Below are 25,838 nucleotides of genomic sequence, written 5' to 3'. Positions count from 1 at the left end.
GTCGATATTTACAATAACAATACTACAAATAATACCAGCAAATTTTAAACCCGAATGAACATTTAATCAGTTTAAATTCGTTTTTTGACGAGTAGCTGTTGTTCCATTGCTCAACCAAACCACAAAACAAGAATGAAATCTGAACTATCCGCTAAATTCTTCGATACCTACGGCCAGCAACCAGCGGCCACTTATTTTACTCCCGGCCGCGTAAATCTGATCGGTGAACATATTGACTACAATGGAGGTTTAGTACTACCCTGCGCAATTACGTTGGGCACATGGCTATGTCTTGCCCCGAATAATGACCAGGTAATCCGTTTTAAAAGTGTAAATTTTCCTGAAGAAGCTGTTATTCCTTTAAAGCCATCTTATGAAAAAGACGGTACAGGCTGGTATAATTATCCACTGGGAGTTTTTAACGAAATTCTTAAAAACTTTCAGATTCCGGTAGGTTTTGATCTTTTATATGCTGGTAATATTCCTGTAGGATCGGGTTTATCATCTTCCGCCTCTATCGAAGTCGTAACAGCCTATGCGATTACCGCTTATCTTGGTTTGGATTATGACCGTTTGGCACTAGTCAAGCTCGCTCAGAAAGTAGAAAATGAGTTTATTGGTTTAAACAGCGGTATCATGGACCAGTTTGCCGTTGCTTTCGGAGAAAAAGATAAAGCAATTGTATTGAACTGCGATACCCTGAAATATAAAATTGTAGACTGTAACCTTGGAGATCACGTGTTAACCATCATTAATACGAAAAAACCAAGAGAACTCGCTGAATCAAAATACAACGAAAGAGTAACCGAATGTCAGGCAGCACTTAAAGCCCTGAATCAGGAAATTACGCTGAATAACCTCTGTGAACTGACAGCTGATAAATTTGCCTTACACAGCCATCTGATTAAAGATGAAACTATCTTGAAACGTGCCACGCACGTCATTAAAGAAAATGACAGAGTAAACCTTGCCGCAAAAGCACTAAATAATGGTGATCTGGATGAATTTGGCCGTTTGATGTATGCTTCACACCAATCATTAAAAGATTTATATGAAGTTACCGGTAAAGAACTGGATACTGTAGTAGAGTTCTGTTCCACCTATCCAGAAGTTACAGGCGCAAGAATGACAGGCGCTGGTTTTGGCGGTTGTGCAATAGCGCTGCTGAAAAAAGATGCAGAAGCAGATTTCAGGGAAAAACTGACCGCTTACTATACAGAACACATTGGTTATGCACCAGATATATATAGCAGTGAAATTGGCAATGGAGCTACCACAATTTAATTCTATTTTTGCGCCATGCAGAAATTAAAGACAGCTGAATTAAACCGTGTAGGTATAGAGGAATTTAAAGAACAGGATAAACTACCGGTAGTTGTGATACTGGATAACGTGCGCAGCATGAATAATGTGGGATCTGCTTTCAGAACAGCAGATGGTTTTGCTATAGAGAAAATCATTCTTTGTGGAATTACTGCACAACCTCCGCATCGTGAGATTGAAAAAACAGCCATTGGCGCAACACAGTCCGTTGCCTGGATACATTATGAAGAAACGCTGGATGCAATTAAAGATTTACGTGCAGACGGCTATGAAATTATAGCTATTGAGCAAGCCGTAGACAGTATTATGCTGAATACTTTTAAACCTGATCAGGCTAAAAAATACGCTCTGATCTTTGGTAATGAAGTTAATGGAGTGAGCGATGAGGTAATGGGGCAAATTGATAAATGTATTGAAATACCTCAGTTTGGTACTAAACATTCTTTCAATATCGTAATCTCTGCAGGAATCGTATTATGGGATTTCTATGCTAAATTGAGGTTGTAACTAAATAAATCAGAGGTTTCCATAATCGGAGCTCTCTGATTTATTAAATTATCTATTTTAATTTGATCACATATAAAGGCGGCATTTCTTTGTATTCGTCGGCTACAATAGATTCCCCATTAAATTTAAAGGATTTGGTTTTAAGGTTAGCGCCCTGCGTAAGGTCACATTCATAAGATATAATACCTATTTTTTTTCCATTCACAGCGAATTCGAGTTCGCTTTCAGTATTCTGACTGGAGATTGCGTGTTGTCTCAGGTCACTGCCTATGAAAATTCCATTGTATTTTTTTAATGGTTCAGTCAACGGTCCTTCAGGCACCTGATAAACGCTATTGGGAATATTGACTTCTTTGCCACTCACCTTACTGACGTAAGTAAGAGAAACAACATCCGTTTTCGATTGGATCAGCTGTTTATCATCTTTCCCGACTACTGTGAAAGCAACTATCTGTATCGCTGGCGGTTCTATAATCGGGAGAGGCTCCTGCTCAGTTTTCATGCAGGAACTCAATAAAGACATTGTTGTGGTCATTAACAACAAAAGGATTGTAGAATTTCTTTTCATTTTATAATTCTAGGATTGAGACAATCTTGATTCCGTTAAAACAATCATCCTGACAGCCGTTATTCACATATCCGCAGGTAGAGATCATTCCATTGTTATTCGCTTCAAAATAAGTTTCAGCATCTTTTCTTTTTAATAACCATTCAGTTTTTGCTTTCTGATAAACTTCATCCAAAGTTAAAGTGGCCGCACCAGTAGAATGTGTATTCAGCTTGCTTTGATCTTCCTGCCATTCATTTTTTACAATAGGCTGAGAACCTTGTGTTTCTCCGGGTATTGTATAAACATAAGAGCGATTAGTGACTTTACCATTTTTTATAGTAATCACAGTTTCAGAATTAGTACCAGTCCATGATAATGAACTGACTTGATAACTATAAGAATTGTTAGACGATTTTTTGAAACTCATCCAGGAGTCGTGGCTCCTGTCGAAATCATTTTTATGATCTATACTTTTCTTACAAGAAGTGAAGACAGTTAATGTTAAGAACATAAACAATAAAATCAACGTATTAGTTCTTTTCATATGATTAAACAGAGATTAAATACAAAATTACCACACTAATATAGAAATAATTATTAATTATTAAAACTATTAAGTTAATTATAATTAAAAAGCCGCCCATGAATATGGAGCGGCTCTTCTTTTTGGTTAGTAATAGTTGTTATTGTTTGTCCTTGTTTTATACTTTGGTTAAGGTTGATTTTAATTTCTTAAGCATAAGGAATACCATCTTTTGTAGGAAGCCTGCTTAATCCCATCAGGTATTCATCGACCTTTCTTGCCGCTTCTCTGCCCTCTGATATTGCCCAGACCACTAAAGATTGTCCTCTTCTCATATCGCCAGCTGTAAAAATCTTCGCGATATTAGTTTGATATTTACCTTCTTCAGCTTTCACATTTCCCCTGTTATCCAACTCAATCCCTAATTTCTCCAGCAGTCCTTCTTTCTGAGGATGTAAGAATCCCATTGCCAGTAAAACCAGCTGACAAGGTAACTCACGTACAGTACCCTCAATCTCTTTGAAATTCACAGGGCGGCCAACAGCATCAATTTCCCATTCAACATCCACAACCTGTAAAGCCTGAAGTGCGCCATTTTCATCCGCAATAAAAGCCTTTGTATTGACACCCCATGCCCTGCTGCAACCTTCCTCATGAGAACTCGTTACTTTCAATAACATCGGGTAAGATGGCCATGGCATATTCGCAGTACGGTTCTGGGCAGGCATTGGCATGATCTCAAACTGAGTTACAGACTTTGCTCCCTGGCGATTTGAAGTCCCGATACAATCAGAACCCGTATCACCACCACCAATCACGATTACATCCTTTCCTGTAGCCAGGATCGGTTCCTGATCAATACTGAAATTACGGACTCTTTTATTTTGTTGCTTTAAGAAATCCATAGCATAATGAACTCCTTTAGCTGCTCTGCCAGTCACATTTAAATCACGCGGGATCGTAGAACCACCAGCCAAAACAATCGACTGATACTCTCTGAGCAAAGTATTCAGCTCAACATTAACACCAACATTGGCATTACACTTGAACTCAATTCCTTCCTTCTCCATCAGGCTGATCCTTCTGGTTACTACATCCTTCTGTAATTTAAAATCAGGAATACCATAATTTAATAAGCCTCCGGGAGTGTCGTCACGTTCATAAACCACTACTTCATGTCCAGCTTTATTTAACTGTGCAGCAGCCGCTAATCCAGCAGGTCCAGAACCAATTACCGCTACTTTTTTACCGCTGCGGATCAAAGGTGGCTCTGCTTTAATATATCCCTTATTAAAGGCAATTTCAATAATATGTTTTTCTATATCTTCAATAGATACAGGGGATTTGTTGATGCCCAATACACAAGCAGACTCACAAGGTGCAGGACAAATCCTGCCTGTAAATTCAGGGAAGTTATTGGTGCTCAATAAAATATTGGCTGCTATCTCCCACTCCGCTTTATATACCGCTTCGTTGAACTCAGGAATTACATTTCCCAGCGGACAGCCCGACTGGCAAAATGGAACACCGCAATCCATACAGCGTGCAGCCTCTTGTTTGACCTGATCCTGCTCAAACGCGACAACAAATTCATTGTAATGTTTTAAACGCTCTTTTGCATCTTGCTTTACAGGAGCAGTTCTCTCATACTCTAAAAATCCGGTTACTTTTCCCATAATTATGATGTCTTAACTTTATTACTTCTTTTCAATAAAACCGCTTTATATTCCTTAGGGAATACCTTAACAAAATGTGCAGACTGTGTGGTCCAGTCACTTAATATGAATTCAGCTAATTTGCTTTTTGTCAACTGTATATGTTTTTTCAATAAACTGTTGATCCGCAATTCATCTTCCTCATTCAAAGGATCAAGATCTACCATTTCCTTATTACACTTGTTAGGGAAATCGCCATTTACATCATAAATCCAGGCTACCCCTCCACTCATACCAGCTGCAAAATTGCTACCCGTATTTCCCAGAACAAGTACTTCACCACCAGTCATATACTCACAACCATGATCTCCTAAACCTTCCACTACAGCTGTAGCACCAGAGTTTCTGACCGCAAAACGTTCGCCAGCCAGGCCTCTTACAAACAGCTCACCCGAAGTAGCCCCATACAGTGCCACATTACCAATAATGATATTCTGTTCCGGCACATAAGTTACTTCACGGAACGGATAGATCGATAAACGTGCTCCCGATAGCCCCTTACCCACATAATCATTTCCTTCTCCTTCTAGTTCAAGCGAGATCCCTCTTGCCGCAAAAGCGCCAAAACTCTGTCCCGCAGAACCATGGAATTTAAAGTTGATCGTATCAGGAGGTAATCCTACTCCTTTATAGATTTTAGATACTTCGTTTGATAACATGGTACCCAGCGCACGGTCTGTGTTTTTAACCTCAAACTCTTTGAACACAGGCTCTTTATTCAATAACGCAGGCTGTGAAGCAGCAATCAGTTCATGATCCAGTACATTGCTGATCCCATGATCCTGTGATTCAGTATTGAATAAACTCAGGCCATTGTCAGGCGCTTTATATAAAATAGCAGAAAGATCAAGATTCTTTAATTTCCAGTCTGCATCATCAATTGCACGCAGACTTAAAGCATCTGCCTGTCCAACCATTTCTTCCACAGTTCTGAAACCTAATTCAGCCATGGTTTCCCGAAGCTCTTCAGCCAGGAAGTGGAAAAGATTAACCACATGATCAGGATCACCCGTAAACAGTTTTCTCAAATCAGGATCTTGTGTTGCCACGCCAACCGGACAAGTATTCAAATGACACTTTCTCATCATGATACAACCCGAAGTTACTAAAGCAGCTGTAGCCACTCCCCATTCTTCAGCACCTAATAAAGCCGCTATCGCAATATCTTTACCCGTTTTTAACTGACCATCAGTCTGTAAAACGACCCTGCTGCGTAAACGGTTTTTAACCAAAGTCTGATGCGCTTCAGCCAAACCTAATTCCCAGGGCAAACCAGCATGTTGTATAGAAGTCAGCGGCGAAGCCCCTGTACCCCCATCAAAACCAGAAACCAGGATTACATCAGCATGTGCCTTTGCCACACCAGCTGCAATTGTACCTACACCAGCTTTAGAAACCAATTTAACATTGATCCTTGCCGCTCTGTTGGCATTTTTAAGGTCAAAAATCAATTGCGCCAGATCTTCAATAGAATAAATATCATGATGCGGAGGCGGAGAGATCAAACCTACACCCGGTGTTGCATGGCGGACTTTTGCAATCCAGTCATCCACCTTATGTCCAGGTAATTGTCCACCCTCACCAGGTTTCGCACCCTGGGCCATTTTAATCTGTAATTCATCTGCATTGGTCAGGTAATTACTGGTTACCCCAAACCTTGCCGAAGCAATCTGCTTAATCGCAGAGCGCATAGAATCACCATTTGGCAAGATTTCATACCTTAACTCATCTTCGCCACCCTCACCAGTATTACTCTTTCCGCCGATGCGGTTCATTGCAATCGCTAAAGTGGAGTGTGCTTCATGAGAAATAGACCCAAAAGACATCGCTCCGGTAGCAAAACGTTTTAATATAGCTTCAACAGGTTCAACCTCAGTCAATGAAACAGGCGCACGGTTATAATTGAATTCGAATAAACCCCGGATGGTATAAGCCTGCTTTGTTTGCTCATTAACCAGTTTACTATACTGCTTATAAACATTGTAATCATTTTTACGGGTTGCATTCTGTAATAAATGGATGGTCTGCGGATTAAACAAATGCTGCTCCCCTTTTCTTCTCCATTTATAATTTCCGCCAGTAGGCAGCAACATATCAGGACGTGTAGATTTACCAAATACACGGCTGTGTTTAATTAAAGCCTCTCTGGCAATGTCATCCAGTCCTAATCCACCGATTCTTGATACCGCGCCGCTGAAATAGCTGTCAACTACACTTTTATGAATACCTAATATCTCAAATATCTGTGCACCATGGTAAGATTGTAGTGTTGAAATTCCCATTTTAGAGAAAATCTTCAACAAACCACTATTCACAGCATATATATAATTCTGAATTAATTTTTCTGGCTTAAGCTCACTTTCCTTGTCAAAACCTGAAATAGTTTCTAAAGCCAGATAAGGATTGACAGCAGTTGCACCAAAGCCAATTAAACAAGCAAAATGGTGAACTTCCCATACATCCCCAGCTTCAACCACAATACCTACAGCGCCACGATGACCCTTGCGGATCAAATGGTGATGCACCGCAGAAACAGCCATCAGCGAAGGAATCGCAGCATGTTCTGAATCCAATGCACGATCGGATAAAACAATCACCTGGAAACCATCTTCGACCGCGTCCACCGCATAACGGCATAATCGCTCTAAGCCTTTAGCCAGAGAACCCGGTTTACCATCTGCTCTGAAATAGGTCTGTAAAGTTTTAGACTGGAATACACCAGTATCAATACTTCTTACTTTCTCTAACTCCAGATTCGTTAATATCGGATGTTTAATACCCACACAATGGCATTGCATGGCATGTTCCTCTAACAAATTACCGTTATTTCCCATAAACCCGGCAAGGCTCATCACTACCTTTTCCCTGATCGGGTCAATCGGCGGATTCGTTACCTGCGCGAACAACTGTTTAAAATAAGAAGACAGATGCTGAGGCTTTTGCGATAAAACAGCTAGAGGAATATCAGTTCCCATAGATCCTATCGGTTCTTTTGCCTCAATAGCCATAGGCTTTAAGATCAAATCTATATCTTCTCTGCTATAACCAAATACCTGGTGGTATTTAAACATAGACTCCTGAGATAAGCCCGTAAATACAACTCTTGGGTCAGATAACTCTTCCAAACGGATCTGGTACTGATTTAACCAATCCGCATAAGGACGGCGGCTGCAAACCTCAGTTTTGATTTCATCATCACTGATAATTCTGCCCTGCTCCATATCTACCACGAACATTTTTCCTGGGGTTAATCTTCCTTTTTCAATGATCTGGCTTTGATCTAAAGCAAGTACACCCGATTCAGAAGCCATAATTACGCGGTCATCTTTAGTGATCGCATATCTTGATGGTCTTAATCCATTTCTATCTAAAGTTGCACCAATTAAATTACCATCTGTAAATGCAATGGCTGCAGGTCCGTCCCAAGGCTCCATTAAAGTCGCATGGAATTTATAGAAAGCCTGTTTAAGCTCATCCATATCCTCATTGCCATCCCAAGCCTCAGGTATCAGCATCATTAATACGTGTGGCAGAGAACGGCCCGCATGCAGTAATAGCTCGATAATATTATCCAGACAGCCAGAGTCAGATTGTGTCTCATCAATTACCGGTAGCAGAATGTTTAGTTCTTCGGCAGTAAAGTAGCTCGAGGCAAAAGATTTTACGCTGGCACGGAACCAGTTTAAATTGCCCTGTAATGTATTGATTTCGCCATTGTGGGCGATGTAACGGAAAGGTTGTGCCAGTCTCCACGAAGGAAAAGTATTCGTTGCAAATCTTGAATGGACTAATCCAAACGCAGAAACAACTCTTTTATCGCTTAGCTCTGTAAAATAGGTGCGCACCTGCATGGAAGTCAGCTGACCCTTGTAAACTATAGTACGAGAAGAAAAAGAAGCGATATAAAAATCTGCTTTAATTCCTTTAACTGTATTCAGAATAGTTTTAGTCAGGTAATTTTTGAATACATATAGTTTACGTTCAAAGTCAGCACCGGCAGCAATCTGGTCAGGTCTTGCTACAAATACTTGCTCCATTTCAGGCTCTACAGATAAAGCCATATCTCCAATACCGTCCGTATTGGTATTTACTTTTCTAAACCCTAATACTTCCAGGTTTAATTTTTCGGCAGCACGGTAAATCACTTCCCGGCATTCCTCGCGCGCTCTCACATCCTTTGGGAGAAATAACATCCCAACCCCATAGTCACCAGATTGATTTAAGCTAAATCCAATTTTAAGGCACTCGTCATATAAAAACTCATGTGGAACCTGTATCATAATCCCGGCACCATCACCAGTATTAATTTCAGCGCCGCATGCACCCCGATGGTCGAGATTCTCTAAGATTGTAATAGCATCTGAAATTATTTGTTGTGACTTCCTTCCCTTTACGTGGGCAACAAAACCAATACCGCAAGCATCATGCTCAAAGCTTGAATTGTATAAGCCCTGATTTTCTTCTATTTGTTCCATATCTTAATGTATTCGAAACACTAAGATAATAATTTAGCGGAATAATTGCCATTTTGACATTTTTTTTGCGAAAAATAAATAACAGCATAATTTGAAGCAGGTTAGATTGTTAATTTGGCAATAAACAGATGTAATTATTGTCAATTTCGTAAACGTATTATTTAGAATTATTTTGCATTAGCGCTCTGAATCTAAGTCGTAATCATCAGTTTTCAGATAAAATCTTCCTTTTTATTCCATTTGTCAGGAGAAAAAAGAGTGGAAATTTAGGTTCTCAGCCCAATTTCGGAGGTTATTTCACTAATTATAGATATAATTTAAATTTTTATTCAAATACAATCCCTTAAAATTCAATCTATTATCAATTTTTCAATAAAAAACAGCAATTATTTCTTGATTTCGTTTTTGTAGACTGAACTCTTTTGCTACATTTGCAGTGGGCAAGTCCTTTACGATCAGCTCCCTTTGAACTCCCCCAGGGCGGGAACGAAGCAAGGGTAGAAGGTTGTAGCGGTGCGATAAAGGTTGCTTGCCCATTTTTTATTTTTTAGCAGATTGACTATGCTTTCATTGCACAATCTTCCGTCCAAAGCATACGCTAAATTTATCCATAGTTTATTTTTCCTTAAATCATATAAATCATGAAATTTTTCATTGACACAGCTAATCTTGAGCAAATCAAAGAAGCACAAGATCTTGGTGTATTAGATGGTGTAACGACCAATCCGAGCCTTATGGCTAAAGAAGGTATTTCAGGCGATCAGAATGTTATCGATCATTACAAAGCAATTTGTGCGATCGTTGACGGAGACGTGAGTGCTGAAGTTATCTCTACAGATTTTGAAAATATTATTAAAGAAGGCGAAGCTTTAGCTAAACTTGATCCAAAGATCGTAGTTAAAGTTCCGATGATTAAAGACGGTGTTAAAGCCATCAAATATTTCTCTTCAAAAGGAATCAGAACGAACTGTACACTGATTTTCTCTTCAGGACAAGCTTTATTAGCTGCCAAAGCAGGTGCTACTTACGTATCTCCTTTCCTTGGCCGTTTAGATGATATAGGTACTGATGGTTTACAATTAATCGAAGATATTCGTTTAATTTTTGATAACTACGGTTATGAAACTGAAATCCTTGCTGCTTCTATCCGCGGACCATTACACATTATCAACTGTGCTAAATTAGGTGCAGATGTAATGACTGGCCCATTATCAGCTATTTTAGGTTTATTAAAACACCCATTAACTGATAGCGGATTAGCTACATTCCTTGCTGATCACAAAAAAGCAGCTGAAGTTAAGGCTTAAGTTCCTGCTTACTATATAAGGTTAGAAAACAAAAAGGCCGTTTCATAATTGAAACGGCCTTTTTGCTGATAAGATCTATTTGCTAGTTCCCTTCCAGAACAGCTTTTACTTTGTCATAGTCAATCTGCTCATCAGATGGGATCAGGATACCCTTCACTCCTGCCCCGTTTGCAGCTTCCACGTCTCTTGGCTTGTCACCAATCATAACTGACAGTGCAGGATCAATATTATATTCTGCAATGGCTTCAAGCAGCATTCCAGACTTAGGTTTACGACATTCACATTCACCATTTACAGTTGGATGGTGCGGGCAGTAATAAGCATGGATGATTTCCGCACCCTGTTCTTCAAACTTATTGAAAAGAATTTCGTGCATATCAGCCAGCGTATCTTCCGTATAACGTTGCAGGGCAATTCCTCCCTGGTTGGTAATGATGACTAAAAGATAACCTTCGTCAAATAATCTTTTTAAAGGGGGAATCTGATATTCCAGTACTTCAAAATCTTCTACCCGGCAGATGTAATCATTCCGTTCATGATTAAGGACCCCATCACGGTCTAAAAAAATTGCTTTATTCATTATTTTTGATTTGCTGCCAAAGATCAAAATATAAATGAAAAACCAAGGATGATTTGTGAATTATAGTGTATTTACGACAGGTATTTCTCCATATTTCTTTAAATAACGGAATCCTGTTATGGCAGAATCACAAAGATCATCCACTTTCGTATCAGGGTTTTCTGTTATTAATTTTTCACAAAATGCGATGTACTTATTCATCACTGTGCGGGACTCACCATCTTTTACCGCATTATTGGCTTCTAAACCGCTACTAAATACAATGTCGTATTTTTCTCTGTTAAATATATCCATACTCAAATGTAATTAACCTTTAATGAGAAAACAAATTAAATTTATGTTACTTTTGTTCATCTTGTAGTTAAATGTTACAAACACATTTATGTTTAAACAACTGTTGTTCATTGAAATACCTTTTTTCCCGACATATTGTCTTTTTCAAGGAACAAATGATTTAATCTTTCAATAATTTATTTTAATATCAGATTAAACCAATCCACTGTTTTACAGTCATAGGTATATAATGAAACAACACAAAATGGAATACCTATACTCCAACAGTATATGCCAATAGAATGCAACAACACACCCAAATAGTAAAAGTCCGGCAGTACATCGCCGGATTTTTCGTTTCTATCCCTGACCTTATTTTGCTCTGCTGCAATAACGGTTGAGTGTCAGCTATAAATCAGCTTCCGAAAGATTATTTTGAGTTAACAAACCCACACTATAATTATAGATATATTAGTACTATGAAACAGCTAAGTATTAAACATATCACAAATTTACATAGCGACTCCTTAAGGGGCCTTGACTTTTACGCTCAGGAACTTGTAATCCTGCAAGAAAGACTGGAAGAGATCCTTGCTGACAATACCAATAAAGAGGTAGCAGAGCAAGTTGAGCATTTTCAGAATGAATTTATCATCCACAAAAATGCAATTGATGAACTGAAAAGCAGTATCCATGAGAATAACAATAATATCAAAGATCAGATCAGTGAATTTGATGGTTCAGTAGAGAAAATCACGATCTCAGATAATCACAATTTACATGAAAACTATCTGACAGAAGAAAGGCTTTTTAATGAATTAAGGCATGAGTTTTATCGTTTTGCCTCAAAATGGATGTAATCTTTTTAAGTTATCAATAAGGATCATATCCTTATTGATAACTTTTATTGGAAATAGCTATACTTATAAGTTGTGATTTCTGGTTTTGCTTCCGGTGCTCCATTCAATTGTCTCCCCTTATAACTTGTTGCAAGGCTTAGCGGCTTATCATCCTTCATCTTAAAAACGTGGTGTGTCGTGTAACCTGACTCAGAGTTGTCAAAAATAAAATTCCCCATTTTGTCTTTGTAGTACCTCTCTCTGCTTACGTTTCCAATATCCGTTCTTCCTTTGTACACAAGGTCATCACTATCAATTGATAGCGGCAACTCCCATTTGGTGTTACTATATGTTGTGATCAATCTGGGAAGATAATCTTGTGCTATCAAATTAACCGGTTCAGAAATAACTTCAGCGCTATGAGCTACTTTTCTGATAATGACCTGATTCGTACTGATTCCCAATTTCCCTGAAGAATCAGCTTTACCCTGTACATACTTTGTCTTTAAAAACAGGCTGCCAACAAGAGAATAATGCCATTCACTTGTTCCTATCTTAACAATTACTGTATCTTCAGCATATTGAAAATCAGCCATTTTTCCAGTCCTGTTTGTAAATTCATGTGGCATATTATTTTTGTAACTTAACAATACATTATCTCCTTTGGTACCCAGGCTAATCCAACGGCCGCTTTTGTCAAATTCTAAAATGAAATCATTGTCAGGATCAGCGACATTATTAGCTACAATCCTTTTTACATTATGGAGCTTAAAAAATTGGATTGGAAAAACATAACGATCTTTAGTGTGCTGTTCAAAAGCAAGATACATAGCCGCTTTAGCCGGATCTTTCACCCTCTTTTCCTGCGCAATTACTCCACATCTGATCAACAGAATTGATACTATTAATATATATATTTTCATGTTTTAATACTAATTGAAATATTCATAACTTATAACCGGAACTTCCGGGCTAAGCGTAGATTTGCGAATCGTATGCCCATCTTCTGACAAGAACTGCCTGGTCGTGGAAATACTTACAGGTCTTCCATTTTTCATTGTAAAGAGAAAATGAAGTCTGTCGCCCCCGCTCAAAGTCTTGTCTAGAATTAAATTTCCTTGTGGATCGTTATAATAGGCATCCTTAATAAAATATGATTGCTCCTGATCTCCCATATTATATGTTCTGATAAAGGGCATAACCAAGTTCTTTGAATTAGTTGTATAGCGTAGCTTATTATTCTGACTATCTACCAGCTGTATACTATCCCCTTTAAATTCAACTATTCTGGCATTATTTAAGACTGAATCTATCTTTGTGTAGTCACGTTCTTTAAATGTATATGTTTTTGTATTCAGCAAAACAGAACCACTTAAAGTGTACAATGCCATTATCTGATGCTCAATTACGATGACCGTATCTCCTGAATAACGAAATTCCAGCGCTTGATTTTTAGTGGTGAACTTGACAGGTGCATTGTTTTTATAAGTTACGATCAGGGAATCTCTTTTTCCTACAGCCTTGATCAATTGGCCTTTACTATTAAATTCAATCCGGAGATCTTTAAACAGTTCATTTTCATTGCTGTTGATCTTCATACTTTTCATCCCTTTAAGGTTGAATAATTGCAAAGGAAAATAGCTGCCAAACTCAGGATTTGTTAATTCGAATCCAAGATAAACAGCCTGCTTTTTTACCTGTGCACTAACCCCGCAGCCTATGTATAGCAATAAAGCTATCATTAAACACTTTCTCATTGCGCGCAAAATAACGATTATTTTATTGCAGAAACCTGTTCAGCTTGCTTTTGAATTAAATAAGTAATTTCAATACTAATCAATTCTCCATTTTTCAATTCATAAACTGATTATCTTTATAGAAATATATTAATTTTGATATATTAGCAATATCCTATAAAGCAATGTAATTAGATTTATGAAGAAATACGACGATGCCTCCTGGCATTATGATGGTGACTTCCCTCCTGACCTTCCGCAAATAAATGGCGCAACGCACATCGGTATATTCCTGACATGGTTTATAGAAAATGATTTATTGTCAGAAGAACAAGTTTGTGAATTTGAGGATGATATAAAAAATGTAAAAAGCAGAACACTGACAGGAAGTGAATATCTAATGCGCAATTGTGATGGTAAACTAACCAGCAATGACCTGAGTAAAAAAGGCAATGAATTTGCTAAAGCTTACTATGAAGACGGAACAAAATTCGCCAAAGCCTATAAGGATTATTTAGGTGATTATGCCCGGCTGCTCAATATCAGAGTCGTCAATAATATGCTTGACCAGAATACTTTGTATAGAATTGAGAATTCATAGAGCAATTATGATTTGCTTAAAACGAGGATTGATGAACGATTCGAACAATGGAAAGAATTTAAAAATAAGAAATAACCCTTTTTGACCATTAATTTATAACAGAACCAATTTGATAAGCTATGACCAGAAGATTTATAAATCAGGACAATAACTCTAATAAATTTTGGAATATAACCACAGAAGATAAGACTCAAAGTATTACCTATGGTAAAGTAGGAACAAAAGGCCGTGAATTGCTTAAAGAATTTACATCAGAAGCAGAATGTGAAGCCGAAACAGCTAAACTAATTGCACAGAAAACCAAGTCAGGTTATGTGGAGCTTACTGATAACGCTGATATTCCTGTTAAGGAAGAACTTTCAGAAAATGAAGTAGCAGATCTGTTCTTTTGGGAGTCTATTCGGAAATCAAATAAATATAGAAACGCGAACTGGCAAGAATATGATCCCGAAGAACATATAGAAAATCTGGTAGAACTCCTTTCCAAAAGCGGGAAACAGCGGCTTATCTTATTTGAGAAATGTTTGCAGGAAAAACTTCATGAACTCTATACCGCAGAAATCGCTGAGCTCTTTGTGATTCTGGATAATGATTTTGAAACTAAAAATGGCATAATTACCTTTGAAGATTCTTTTTCTGGCGATGGATTTATTTACTTCAGATGCTGGTTGCTTTTAAAAGGGAAAGAATTCTTCGAAGGATTAAAAACAGATCTCAATACATTCTTATCACCTGATATTGACTTTTGTATTGGCAATGACTGGGCAGAAGGGTTACTTTATGTAGCTGATGAAGCCTACGGCATCAACCACGATAACGAGGATGAATCTGAAATCAGTGACGCTGTTTCCGAATTATATCCTGATGTAGTTCATTATGATGATCCCGAAGAAATGAACAGAGAAACTGAACTAGGTGCAGGATACCACAGGCGTTACCCTAAACTGGTTGAAGAAATAATCGCTATCAGAAAACCATCATAGCTACGTTTGGATAAATATGCAAGCTGTTTTTACTCTTGTAAATCAGGAAACCTGGGTCAGAAAGCTCTATTTTGATTATTACTATCAAACAATTAAGTGCAAATATAATATCAATTCCAATATAGATATTTCTCATTTGGTGAAAGAAACTAAGGCGAAAGGGCTTAAATTTTATCCTTCATTCTTATATGTGATCATGAAAGCTGTGAATCAGAATCAGGAATTTCGGATGAGTTTCGATGAACAGGGAACATTGGGCACCTGGAATCATGTAGTGCCCTCTTATACTATTTTCCATGAAGATGATAAAACCTTTTCTGATGTATGGAGTGAATACCATGATAAGTTTTCGGATTTTTATCAAACTATACAAAATGATATAGAGACTTATAAAGACGTTAAAGGTATTAAAGCCAGAAACGGCCGCCCAGCTAACTTTTGCCCAATCTCCGCACTTCCCTGGCTCAGTTTTACCGGTTTTAATCAGGATACCTATGCAGAATCTGCGCTCTTGTTCCCAATTATCCGGTTTGGGAAGTACTTTACTGAAAATGGAAAGACATTGATTCCTCTTTCAGTTTTTGTAAATCATGCAATCGCCGACGGGTATCATACCTGTAAACTGATGAATGATATTCAGGATATATCAAATGATATTAAAGACTGGATATAGACGAAGTATCAAAGTCAGAATAAATGGATAAAGCAGCTTAAATGGATGAACAAATAAAAAGAATTAAAGACAAACTGAACCAATTAAAACAACTGGATTCAGAATTGGAACAATTTGGCGCTGAGCGTCATGAGTATATTTTAAATCCTCCGCTTAACTTTGATGAAATCAAACAATTTGAAACTGCGTACCAGGTAAGTCTGCCGGAAGAATACATTGCTTTCTTAACAACCATTGGAAATGGCGGAGCAGGGCCTTTTTACGGCGTAAATACTTTAGCAGACAGCAGGATTATGTATTTTGATAATTCAGACAAAGCTCAGCATAGTTATTTTGAGCTTTCAAAGCCATTTCCCTATACCGAAAGCTGGAACGTTGAAGAGGCCCTTGCTGCGATTGTTGAAAAGATAGACCAGGCTTATGAAAATGGAAATGAAGAATTAGAAGAACAACTGCTGGCAGAAAAATCAGCACTGATTGATCTGCCGCAAAATGATTATGGCAGATTAAATATTTCAGATTACGGATGCGGAATTACGATTAGCCTGGTTATTAATGGCGAAGAAAAAGGTAAGATGTGGACAGATGATCGTGTCAATGATGGCGGCATTTATCCCTCTGTAGAACTTGAAAATCCAGAAAAGATCTCCTTCTTGGACTGGTATGAACTATGGCTGGACAATACAATTAAAGAATCGACAATATAAATTATAAGTGTTTTTCGAAAATGAATAATTTCTCTTTTACAACATTCAAAGAACTTCTGGCCGTTGATCACTTCGCTAAATCCTGGGAAGCAATTTTCCCTCATCAAGGAGAAGAATTTGACGAGGAAGCTATTTTTATTGTCAGTAATGGCGATGTTGATTTTCCCGAACATTTAAGACTGGATATTGACCTGGGCTGGAGAAGCAATGATAAAAACTGGGTCAAACAATTTCCTGGTTTACAAGTTCAAAAATCTGATGAACTTGTAGAAGGAATACTCATTTTTGGAAACCTATCGGTAAAAGGATCTATCCTTAATGAAGAAGGCGACTATGGGGCATTTTTATATGTATCCGGTCAGGTTACCTGTCAAAGTTTTGTCGCCGGCGGATCTACGATGTATATCAAAGGAAATATAGCTACCGAAGAAGTCTTTATCAGTCATTACAACCACGGATATTTCAAATGTGATGCAACTGTTACTTCTCCTGTACTGATTATCAACGATCACTATACCCATCTGAATAATTATAAAGCCGATTTATTCTATTATAATGATAAAACCGGTGAATATCCATTAGAAAATGCCTGTTATGAAGATGAAGAAACCGGTGAAGACTGGTTATGTGCTCCCAAACTAGCGAAGCTCTTAGACAATCCTACGCCTACATTTGAAGACTTGATATTCGATCTGAATGATGGCGAATACGTGTTTTCCAAGTCAGGCCAATTACAAAATAAGGATGAAGCTTACTGGTTACAAAAAGCGGTTAAATACTGGGGCAACTTAAAACGTATTCCTGAAGCCATTAAAACCGAACATTTCTTTAAAAAAACAGGCGAAAAATACGGGGCCTTTTGCTTCTCCTATTTTCCTGAAACCTTCTTAACCCAAAATATTTGCGAACAGGAAATACAAAAGAAAGGTACAAATCTTCAATATATTCCAGCACATCTGATTACTAAAGAGCTTTGTTACAAAGCCGCCAGACATCAAACAAACATATCTTCTATCCCACCTGACTATCTGGATAAATCATTAATCAAAGAGATCATACATTATAATGAGTCAGAAATGGATAATGTACCTGAACTCTTCATCACAGAAGAATTGTTAATAGACTACGTGAAACTGGGGCGTGGATTATGGTTAGATAAATATTGTGAAACAGCAAAAGTTTCTAAAATTACTGTGCTTTTAAAAGCATTGGACTCAGGCATTGAATTCATAGAACAAATCTGGGGCTTTCATTTCCGCGAAGAAGTATATTATTATGCCAAAAAACTATATGACAACGAAGAACACAAATCTGCCTGGAATAATTACACAACTAAATTCCAAAAGAAAATTGACCGGCTTTCCTAAATTTTACTGCTCAAAATATTCATAGCTAAAATTGTTGACTTTAACATTTGATTCAGGTGCTCCCTTAATCCATTTTTCATTTGGCTGTTTGCTCAAACTAAGGCTAACTGGTAACCCGTCTTTAATCCCATATACAAAACGTGTAGTTTCATCCAGTTCCGTTTTTTCGATGACCAGTTTTTCTGGATTTTCATAATAGTACTGATCAGTTCCAGCAATCTGGTCATCTACGATAACGTATTTATTTTCGATATTAAATGGTAAACTCCAGTCTGTATTGCTATAGGTGATTACATTTGGTGAAAAATACTTCTCCTTATTGATATTGATTTCCTTTAAAATAGCCCTTTTATCTTCCCTGAATACATTATAACTCATTATTAAAGCAGCTTTCCGGGGCGAAGCAGAGCCATCAATTTTACCCGTATCACTATAAAGCTTCGTATTTAAAAATTGTTTACCCACCAGCTGGTACTCCAAATCCCTTACCCATCTTCCTTTAAGTGTTTTTATCTTGACCAGATCGCCCGAATACTCAAACCCATATATAAAATCATCGGCACTTATTCTATTGCTAATTATAATTTGAAATGGTTTATCATCCTTGTAAGAAGCTGTAATAGAGACTTGCGAACCGTCAACCGTATTCGTTTTCATATTTATCCATTGCCCTTTATCGTTAAACTCTATAACAACGGAACGTACATCAGGTACATGCTCAGTACCCTTTAATATTACCCTCTTTACACCTTTCATCTTAAATAACCTGATCGGCAAAGACGATGAAATACCAGTTATATCTTTAAAAGCATTATCAAAAGACAAATACATGGCCTCTTTCGCTATATCCTGTGCACTGGTAAAAGAAGAAATAAATAATATAGTGATAACTAACAGAATCTTTAGTCCAGATTTTGGAATATACATATCGGCGAATTTATAAAAAAAGAGCGTTGTCTGAAATTGTGTTTGTTAATTGGTCTTTTCCGGTTCCACATTAATCCTTACTGGTTACTTTTTGATTTCTGATGCCAATACCTTTGCGGGCTCATAAACTGAAACTCAGTTATCGTGATCAATACCAATTATTACACTAAATAAAGTCAAAATATGAAAACCGTTTTTTTATAGGAAATGACTACTTCGCAAAACCGTAAAAAAGCCCCCAGTCAAATTTTAGACTGAGGGCTTTTTCATTGATAAACTATCCAGTTACTTTACATCCCAGAACAATTTAGTAACCGCAAGGTCGCCGCCGATAGCCGCCGCTGCTGCCGCTCTGTTTGCCCCGTTTAAAGTTTGCTCATTAATAGGATAAATTAAGCGTACAGGAATAGTTAAACCCGAAGGCGCAGATTGCCCTTCAGGAGCATTTGCCGAACTTGGCGGATCAAGCTTAGGGAAATCAAGTCTTCTCCACTCCGTCCAGCTCTCATACCCCCTGTTATATAAAGCAATCCATTTTTGAGTACCAATCGTTTCCTTAAAATCAGCCGAAGCCGTACTATAAGCAACATCAGGACGGGCAAGATAAGTAGCCGCTTCTGCAGCAGTTCCACCCCAATACTCAATCGAAGCCGTTACAGCTTTGTTATAATGTTCCTGAGGAGTTCCCGGAACAGCAAAACCTCTTGCACCAGCTTCTGCCAAAGCAAACTCAGTTTCAGGATAGTCCATTAATAACGCTTCAAAATTAAGAGCCGATACCCTTGCAGACATCGTTGAATAATTCGAATAAGAATTGAAAAATCCATAATACCCACCAATATACTGACCGTCTTTATTCGTGAAAAATCCAGCACGCCGCGGATCTTCCAAAGCATTCAATTTATTGATAAAAGACTGCGTTCCCACATAATCCTTTCTGCTCGTTAAAGCAGGATTAGCCGCCGTTGCAATTGGATTATTATTTGGTGGGGAACCTACATAAGGGAACCTTGCATTATCAGCAGCGCTGGATAATACATTTGCAGCCGCCAATTCTATTGCAGTTTTTGCTTTCGCAGGATCTTTATCCGCTAAAATCAAACCTAATCTTAGCTTTAAAGAATTGCCAAACTTAACCCACTTCGCCGCATCTCCATTATACATTAAATCTGCATTACCGTAACCAGCTGCCGAGACTTTCAATTTGCCCAGTGCCTCATCTAAACGTACCAGTAAATCGGCATAAACCGTTGCTGCGTCATCATACTTAGGCTGAACATTACCAATATCCATAGCCTCCGTGTAAGGCACATTTCCAAAAGTATTTACCAAAGAAGACCAGGCCATTATTTCCAGTATTTCTGCCTGTGCTGTTTGATTAACAGCCACATCAGCATCAATTAACTTGTCAGCAGCAATAAGGCGTTTAGATTCTCTTAAATTAGCGATTACATCCCTGTACATTGTTACCCAGAAACTTTGTGGTATTGACCTGGCTGTTAGATTATATCTTGGCTCATCCAGATAATCCGTAGCTGTCCAATACTGAACATAAAAACGAAACACGTTGCTATTTACACTTGGGGTAGTTAAAATGTCAGCTATATTCTTCTCTGCTGCTGTAAATAATGTTGGCGCAGGAACGTCCGTTGCATTCTTCTGATCTATATTGTAATCACTCTTATTCTTAGCACAGGAGCTAAAGAATGCCGCTGCAACTAAAATGATATATATTCTTTTCATAATCCGCTTATAATTTAAATCTAACATTGAAACCTACCGTTCTTACAGCCGGGTAAGCACCACTTTGATAACCCTGTACATTCCCAGAGCCTAAACCATCTTCAGGATCTGCGTCGGGCACATTTTTATGAATGATCCAAAGATTACGACCAATCAAGGAAACATCAATTCCTTTAAAACCGCGTAATCCTTTTATCCACTTCTCAGGTAAAGAATAAGTCAATGCTAATTCTCTAAGTTTAACATAACCAGCATCATAAATAGTCGAAGCACGAGGAGGATTATTACTATAACCATAAGCAGCATTACCCTGATTAGAAACATCAATACGCTTGTTATTCGGTGTTCCATCAGCTAATACTCCAGGTAAAATAATTCCGCCCCCATTAGCCAAACTATTCCTTACCGGGTTGCCCAAATCATTAAGACCCGCAGTGTTTTTGTACAAACCAGAGCCTTGTCCATACCATTGATCTAAAGACCATAAATCACCACCCTTGCGAATGTCTATCAGGAAATTCAAAGAAAGTTTTTTGTACTTGAATGTGTTTCCAATACCGCCCATCCAGTCTGCATTAGGATTACCAATAATCTCTGCAGAACTTTCAGTGGCAGCATAATATCCATTCTCGTTGACAACAGGCTTACCATCTTTATATACATAATCAGTTCCACGGATCACACCATAGGGCTGACCCAAAGCAGCATTGTAAGAAACTGCTCCCTGTAATGGTAAAGTATGAAGCTGAATATTAGTCACGTCGTTATATAAAGCCGTTACTTTGCTTCGGTTAAGTGACCAGTTTAAATTCAGTGTCCAGGAGAAATCCCGTGTTTTTACTGGAATAAAGAAAGCAGAAACCTCTACCCCTTTGTTTTCAACTGTACCAGCATTAACATAAAGTTGGGTATAGCCGGTAGCTGATGTAACTGGTATTGGAGTAATCTGATCTATCGTATTTGTCTTATATACAGTTAGATCAAAGCCTAAACGGCTATTTAAAAATGCTGTCTCCAAACCAGCTTCCATACTCTTAGTACGCTCAGGTTTAAGCTCTGAATTGTTTTTGATATTAGGTAAAGTGAACTGCGGTATAGAACCAATTGGTGTAGGTTTAGTATAAGTATCATAAACACTTAACGGAGGTGCATCACTCCCAACCTCTGCATAGTTTAGCCGTACTTTACCATAAGACAGCCATTTTTCTTCTTTTAACAAATTTGAAAAGGCAAAACTTCCTGCCACAGATGGATACCAGAACGAATTCCTGTCTGTAGGCAGCGTTGTTGACTGATCTCTTCTAATTGTTGCATCTAAAAATAACAGATCCTTATAACCGAAAGTTGTGCTTGCAAATAAACCATCTACTGCCCTTGTCTCATAACGTTCAATTGGCGCAATAATTGGGTTTATAGAATTTGATAGCGCATACAAGTTCGCCACAACCAAGCCGCCGTTGGTTCTGGCATTGATATTCGTTAATTTGCTACGGCGTAAATTGGCACCCAATAATCCTTTGAAAGAAATATCTTCAGATATTTTCCTGTTAAAGTTCAGTAAAAGGTCGAAATTGGTTTCAGCAAAAGTTCCATTAATACGGGAATAAGATGAAACATTAGTACTTCCAATGGCAATACGTTCCTCCTGAATATCAGAAGTTCCGTCATAAGATACCCGGCCTATAATGTCCAGCCAGTCATTAACCTTATAATTCAGGCCAGCATTACCAAAAAAGTGATCTCTTGTGTCTGTAGAATAGTTCTGATATCGGCTAAAATAAGGATTGTCAACATAAATAGGACTTGTTCCCGTCTCATCTCCCCAATTCCAGCTGATGTTTTTTTGATTTCTGTCATAAGCATCTTTCAGCTCTTTCAAATCAGCACCAACATTCCACCATTGACGGAAACTTTGATTTGGATTCAAGCCATCATAGCCAGTACCATAACGTCCTAAACCATCAATCTTTGAATAATTCGCAGAAGCATTTACTGTCAAGTTTTTAGCAATGTTATAAGTTGAACCAAAATTGAACAAGTTTTTAGTAATCTTACTATTCGGTAAAACCCCTTTTTCATCATTGCGTGTATACCCAATTTTAAAAGTACCTTTCTCGCTACCACCATCAATACTAATACTTTGATTAGACGTAACAGCAGTTTCATAAAAAGTTTCAGGACCATTTGCAGCAGCTTGCCATGGTGTAGCTTTTCCATAATTTGGAGAAAACGGATCTAATGAAGACCATTGATAGATCATTAAGCTAGGATCAAATCTTGGGCCGTAAGATGCATCTGCAGTAAACTGAGGAGTCATCACTTTTCCGCTACCAAAAACATCTCTGTACCAAAAGCCAGGTATTGGAACAACATTTCCTTCTCCATCCTCCACCGGAGATGCTCCGCCTTGTCCATACTCATTCTGATACTTAGCAAACGTCGATTTGTCGATCTGACCAAAAGTCACCCCACTATTTACAGTGATGTTGGTCGAATTTTTACTTCCTTTTTTTGTCGTAATCATGATTACCCCATTGGCTGCCCTTGAACCATATAAGGCTGTTGCAGCAGCGCCTTTCAGTACGGTCATTGAAGCCACATCATCAGGGTTAATATCTGCCGCCGCATTACCATAATCATAACCAGCGCGACCACTTGCTTGATTCGTAGTATTCGCTGTAGCATTACTAACCGGAACCCCATCAATCACAAATAGTGCCTGGTTATTACCAGAGATTGATTTTGCACCACGAATAACCACATTGGTAGATCCACCAATCGCATTGCTTCGTTTGATGTCCAAACCAGCAACCTTACCACCTAAAGAATTAACCAGGTTATTATCTCTTGTTCTGGTAATGTCCTCGGCTTTCACTTCCTGAGCAGCAAAAGGCAGCTCATTCTTTTTCCGCGAAATACCCATCGCAGTAACAACCACTTGTTCTAACTGCTGTGAATCTTCAACTAAAGCAGCATTAACGATACCAGATGCGGGTATGTTAATAGTTTGCATCAGATACCCGATATAGGTAATATCAAGTGTCGTAGCAGTTTTAGGAACAGAAATAGAGAACTTTCCATTTGCAGAAGTCATTGCTCCTTGTTTTTCACCTTTAACCCGAATTGTGACCCCGGGTAATGGGAGTCCGTCTGCCTTAGACGTTACCATTCCGGTAACTGTCCTGTCCTGCGCATTTACCTGTATGGCAAACAGCAGAAAGACAAAGAAAATGAGTAGTTTTTTTTTATTCATAACTTAGTTTTTAGTCGCAGATCATCACCAGCAGTAAACATTACCGGGCTCTAAATCCACTTGTTGTCTAGAATGGTGAAATTCGTGCTATTATTAATTCGTGAATAGTCTGATCGGACCATGTGTTGCCTCAATAGGATTTAATTGCTCAAATCCTACATCTGGTCTTATTCGGATATACTAAAGTCTTATCCGATCTTCCCTTAGCCGGTGTCAGTTCTAAGTTTGTATTACAAATGATTATATATGATTAAAACCAAATTGCTAATGGTCGGGTTATTTGCGCTGATCCTTATTGGCTGTTACTCAAATTCATTGAATGTATCCCGTCAAAAGTTAGATGCAAATGAATTCATTACTAACAGAAATGCTGATAAAGCAATAAATGAATGTGATAGGCTCATCAGCATTTATAAAGATGAGTTGGAAAAAATAGGCAATAAAGTAGATAATCCTCCAGATAGTGGGATGGTAGAAAATAAAGAAATTGCTTCGATCATTAAACTCAATCAAAAACTAGATGAAAAAATGAATACCCTGGAGGATAACTTATCTTCGCTCACGACAGAACAAGTTGAGAGATTTAAAGTACTGCAAGCACGTTATCATTTTAATATAACAAGTACATATTTCGAAGACTAATGAAATTCTTTTTAACCGTTATATATCAAAAAGTACAAAAAAAACACGAAGTTGGTCTAACACATTGGTGCATATTTGCAATATTTTTGACTTTATAAATCAATAATATTTCAACTTTCCCACATGATCCTAAGCTTATTATTATCCGTTATACTGCTGTTCCTTATTTCAAACGAAAGTTTCTCTTCCACAATAAAAACTGAAGGCATTAAACATGATCCTGCCGCTAAAATAATTACAATCACTGTACCCGATAAAAAACTTTCTATCATTATTGGTTATTCTAAGGGATGTGTAATTGAAAAGCTGGTTCTTAACGGCAATTTATTGATATTTAATATCCGTGGTCCTCAGCAGATCTTTCGCCCTGCCCAGGCGCAGGTTAAGATGGTATTGATTAGGTGATTGCCCTGTTATCACTTTAAAAGCTTTCCGGAATGATGAATATCCCATAGGTAACTTCCCAGAGCTACAAATGGATCACGGCTGTCGAAAAATCCATTAGCCATAAGTTGCTGAACATAAAAACCATTAAACCCTACCCAGTATTCTTCCCATCCGATATTCGGATCTGGTTTATAACGGTGCAAAACTCCCGGATGCAGAAAGAAACAGGTTCCAGCTGCCACTTCAAAAGGTTCCGTCAATGCAGAACCATAAACCCCTTTTCCTTTTGAAATGAAGATGATATAATAATCGTTTAAAATTCTTCCTCTGTTCCAGGTTAAATAATGACTTGATGGATGTTCCTGATTTGGATAAGTATCATTAAGAGGTCTTATACGGATATAGGTTTACAGTTTTGAGTTAATTGACTCAAATGAAAGCACTAGAAACGGAGCCAAAAACTTACTCCAAAACCTTTAGAGAAAAGCTAGTTATTATGGTAGTTTATCAGAATCTACCTGCCAAAGCTGTTGCAAAAATGCACCATTTACCCAGTGTCCATATGCTCACCAATTGGGTAAGTATTTATAAGAAAAAATTAGAAAAAGGAGCTGTATCTTTATTACCTATGGATCCCAAAGTTAAAGATTCCAAAGCTCTTCAGGCTAGAATCAGGCAATTAGAGAAATCCTTGGATAAAGCGAATGTGCTTATCTATGGACTCAAC

At 38.0% G+C, this 25,838-nt stretch carries 24 protein-coding genes and 1 other RNA gene; 13 read left to right on the top strand and 12 right to left on the bottom strand.

Going from position 1 to position 25,838, the window contains the following annotated elements; translation table 11 throughout:
* The first annotated feature begins 132 nt into the window (after positions 1 to 132).
* Together LY11_RS12620 and LY11_RS12615 are read left to right on the top strand one after the other, a co-directional pair.
* Entirely contained in the window at positions 133 to 1,284 is a 1,152-nt protein-coding gene (locus tag LY11_RS12620; protein WP_111634031.1) for a galactokinase, read from the top strand.
* A 15-nt stretch (positions 1,285 to 1,299) separates the two neighbouring features.
* Positions 1,300 to 1,830 (top strand): RNA methyltransferase, encoded by a 531-nt coding sequence (locus LY11_RS12615; protein WP_111634030.1) that lies wholly within the window; start codon positions 1,300 to 1,302, stop codon positions 1,828 to 1,830.
* 52 nt (positions 1,831 to 1,882) lie between these two features.
* On the opposite strand, the gene LY11_RS12610 is transcribed toward LY11_RS12615, so the two are convergent.
* From LY11_RS12610 to gltB, 4 genes are all read right to left on the bottom strand, one after another.
* Positions 1,883 to 2,398 (bottom strand): hypothetical protein, encoded by a 516-nt coding sequence (locus tag LY11_RS12610; RefSeq protein WP_146610843.1) that lies wholly within the window; start codon positions 2,396 to 2,398, stop codon positions 1,883 to 1,885.
* Between the two features lies 1 nt (position 2,399).
* Positions 2,400 to 2,924, bottom strand: coding sequence for a hypothetical protein (locus tag LY11_RS12605; protein ID WP_111634028.1), 525 nt, complete (start codon positions 2,922 to 2,924; stop codon positions 2,400 to 2,402).
* Between the two features lie 188 nt (positions 2,925 to 3,112).
* Positions 3,113 to 4,579, bottom strand: a complete 1,467-nt coding sequence (locus LY11_RS12600) for a glutamate synthase subunit beta (RefSeq protein ID WP_111634027.1) — start codon at positions 4,577 to 4,579, stop codon at positions 3,113 to 3,115.
* Positions 4,580 to 4,581: 2 nt separating this feature from the next.
* Positions 4,582 to 9,093 (bottom strand): glutamate synthase large subunit, encoded by a 4,512-nt coding sequence (gltB, locus tag LY11_RS12595; RefSeq protein ID WP_111634026.1) that lies wholly within the window; start codon positions 9,091 to 9,093, stop codon positions 4,582 to 4,584.
* Positions 9,094 to 9,531: 438 nt separating this feature from the next.
* On the opposite strand from gltB, the gene ffs reads away from it, so the two are divergent.
* Positions 9,532 to 9,631, top strand: an RNA gene (ffs, locus tag LY11_RS12590) — signal recognition particle sRNA small type.
* Positions 9,632 to 9,734: 103 nt separating this feature from the next.
* Complete coding sequence (gene fsa, locus LY11_RS12585) at positions 9,735 to 10,400, top strand: fructose-6-phosphate aldolase (protein WP_111634025.1); 666 nt, start codon at positions 9,735 to 9,737, stop codon at positions 10,398 to 10,400.
* A gap of 82 nt (positions 10,401 to 10,482) precedes the next feature.
* On the opposite strand, the gene LY11_RS12580 is transcribed toward fsa, so the two are convergent.
* Entirely contained in the window at positions 10,483 to 10,980 is a 498-nt protein-coding gene (locus tag LY11_RS12580; protein ID WP_111634024.1) for a D-glycero-alpha-D-manno-heptose-1,7-bisphosphate 7-phosphatase, read from the bottom strand.
* A gap of 60 nt (positions 10,981 to 11,040) precedes the next feature.
* Positions 11,041 to 11,274 (bottom strand): hypothetical protein, encoded by a 234-nt coding sequence (locus tag LY11_RS12575; protein ID WP_111634023.1) that lies wholly within the window; start codon positions 11,272 to 11,274, stop codon positions 11,041 to 11,043.
* Between the two features lie 458 nt (positions 11,275 to 11,732).
* Between LY11_RS12575 and LY11_RS12570 the strand changes: the two genes are divergently transcribed.
* Positions 11,733 to 12,113 carry a hypothetical protein gene (locus tag LY11_RS12570; RefSeq protein ID WP_146610842.1) on the top strand — a complete coding sequence of 127 codons (381 nt, stop codon included), beginning with the start codon at positions 11,733 to 11,735 and terminating at the stop codon, positions 12,111 to 12,113.
* Positions 12,114 to 12,157: 44 nt separating this feature from the next.
* Here LY11_RS12570 and LY11_RS12565 read toward each other — a convergent pair whose 3' ends face one another.
* Positions 12,158 to 13,015 (bottom strand): hypothetical protein, encoded by an 858-nt coding sequence (locus LY11_RS12565; protein WP_111634021.1) that lies wholly within the window; start codon positions 13,013 to 13,015, stop codon positions 12,158 to 12,160.
* Between the two features lie 9 nt (positions 13,016 to 13,024).
* A complete protein-coding gene (locus tag LY11_RS12560) occupies positions 13,025 to 13,849 on the bottom strand; it encodes a hypothetical protein (protein WP_146610841.1) in 825 nt (274 codons plus the stop codon).
* Positions 13,850 to 14,027: 178 nt separating this feature from the next.
* Between LY11_RS12560 and LY11_RS12555 the strand changes: the two genes are divergently transcribed.
* The 5 genes from LY11_RS12555 to LY11_RS12535 all read left to right on the top strand — a co-directional run bounded on the left by LY11_RS12555 (position 14,028) and on the right by LY11_RS12535 (position 18,159).
* Positions 14,028 to 14,429, top strand: a complete 402-nt coding sequence (locus LY11_RS12555) for a DUF7832 domain-containing protein (protein ID WP_211321540.1) — start codon at positions 14,028 to 14,030, stop codon at positions 14,427 to 14,429.
* A gap of 119 nt (positions 14,430 to 14,548) precedes the next feature.
* Entirely contained in the window at positions 14,549 to 15,412 is an 864-nt protein-coding gene (locus LY11_RS12550; RefSeq protein ID WP_111634019.1) for a WGR domain-containing protein, read from the top strand.
* Between the two features lie 16 nt (positions 15,413 to 15,428).
* Positions 15,429 to 16,085: a CatA-like O-acetyltransferase gene (locus LY11_RS12545; RefSeq protein WP_111634018.1), complete on the top strand. Its 657-nt coding sequence runs from the start codon at positions 15,429 to 15,431 to the stop codon at positions 16,083 to 16,085.
* Between the two features lie 41 nt (positions 16,086 to 16,126).
* The gene (locus LY11_RS12540; protein ID WP_111634017.1) at positions 16,127 to 16,792 is read left to right on the top strand and encodes an SMI1/KNR4 family protein; all 666 of its coding nucleotides are present in this window, start codon (positions 16,127 to 16,129) and stop codon (positions 16,790 to 16,792) included.
* A gap of 20 nt (positions 16,793 to 16,812) precedes the next feature.
* Entirely contained in the window at positions 16,813 to 18,159 is a 1,347-nt protein-coding gene (locus tag LY11_RS12535; protein ID WP_111634016.1) for a hypothetical protein, read from the top strand.
* A gap of 3 nt (positions 18,160 to 18,162) precedes the next feature.
* Here the strand turns inward: LY11_RS12535 and LY11_RS12530 are convergent, their stop codons facing one another.
* The 3 genes from LY11_RS12530 to LY11_RS12520 form a co-directional block, all read right to left on the bottom strand.
* A complete protein-coding gene (locus LY11_RS12530; protein WP_111634015.1) occupies positions 18,163 to 19,086 on the bottom strand; it encodes a hypothetical protein in 924 nt (307 codons plus the stop codon).
* A gap of 285 nt (positions 19,087 to 19,371) precedes the next feature.
* Positions 19,372 to 20,829 (bottom strand): SusD/RagB family nutrient-binding outer membrane lipoprotein, encoded by a 1,458-nt coding sequence (locus tag LY11_RS12525; protein WP_111634126.1) that lies wholly within the window; start codon positions 20,827 to 20,829, stop codon positions 19,372 to 19,374.
* A 7-nt stretch (positions 20,830 to 20,836) separates the two neighbouring features.
* Positions 20,837 to 24,082: a SusC/RagA family TonB-linked outer membrane protein gene (locus LY11_RS12520; protein ID WP_111634014.1), complete on the bottom strand. Its 3,246-nt coding sequence runs from the start codon at positions 24,080 to 24,082 to the stop codon at positions 20,837 to 20,839.
* Between the two features lie 246 nt (positions 24,083 to 24,328).
* On the opposite strand from LY11_RS12520, the gene LY11_RS12515 reads away from it, so the two are divergent.
* A complete protein-coding gene (locus LY11_RS12515; protein ID WP_111634013.1) occupies positions 24,329 to 24,724 on the top strand; it encodes a hypothetical protein in 396 nt (131 codons plus the stop codon).
* Positions 24,725 to 24,847: 123 nt separating this feature from the next.
* Positions 24,848 to 25,129: a hypothetical protein gene (locus LY11_RS12510; RefSeq protein WP_111634012.1), complete on the top strand. Its 282-nt coding sequence runs from the start codon at positions 24,848 to 24,850 to the stop codon at positions 25,127 to 25,129.
* Positions 25,130 to 25,140: 11 nt separating this feature from the next.
* Here the strand turns inward: LY11_RS12510 and LY11_RS27080 are convergent, their stop codons facing one another.
* Positions 25,141 to 25,413 carry an AraC family ligand binding domain-containing protein gene (locus LY11_RS27080; RefSeq protein ID WP_262510924.1) on the bottom strand — a complete coding sequence of 91 codons (273 nt, stop codon included), beginning with the start codon at positions 25,411 to 25,413 and terminating at the stop codon, positions 25,141 to 25,143.
* Positions 25,414 to 25,544: 131 nt separating this feature from the next.
* Here LY11_RS27080 and LY11_RS12500 point away from each other — a divergent pair.
* Positions 25,545 to 25,838 (top strand): hypothetical protein (locus LY11_RS12500; RefSeq protein WP_211321539.1); only part of this gene is annotated, 294 nt, incomplete at its 3' end.

This window comes from Pedobacter cryoconitis (genome assembly GCF_003259615.1).
Classification (GTDB): domain Bacteria; phylum Bacteroidota; class Bacteroidia; order Sphingobacteriales; family Sphingobacteriaceae; genus Pedobacter; species Pedobacter cryoconitis.
Note: the sequence above shows the minus strand (reverse complement) of the source record. Positions and strands in the feature narration are given on the sequence as shown.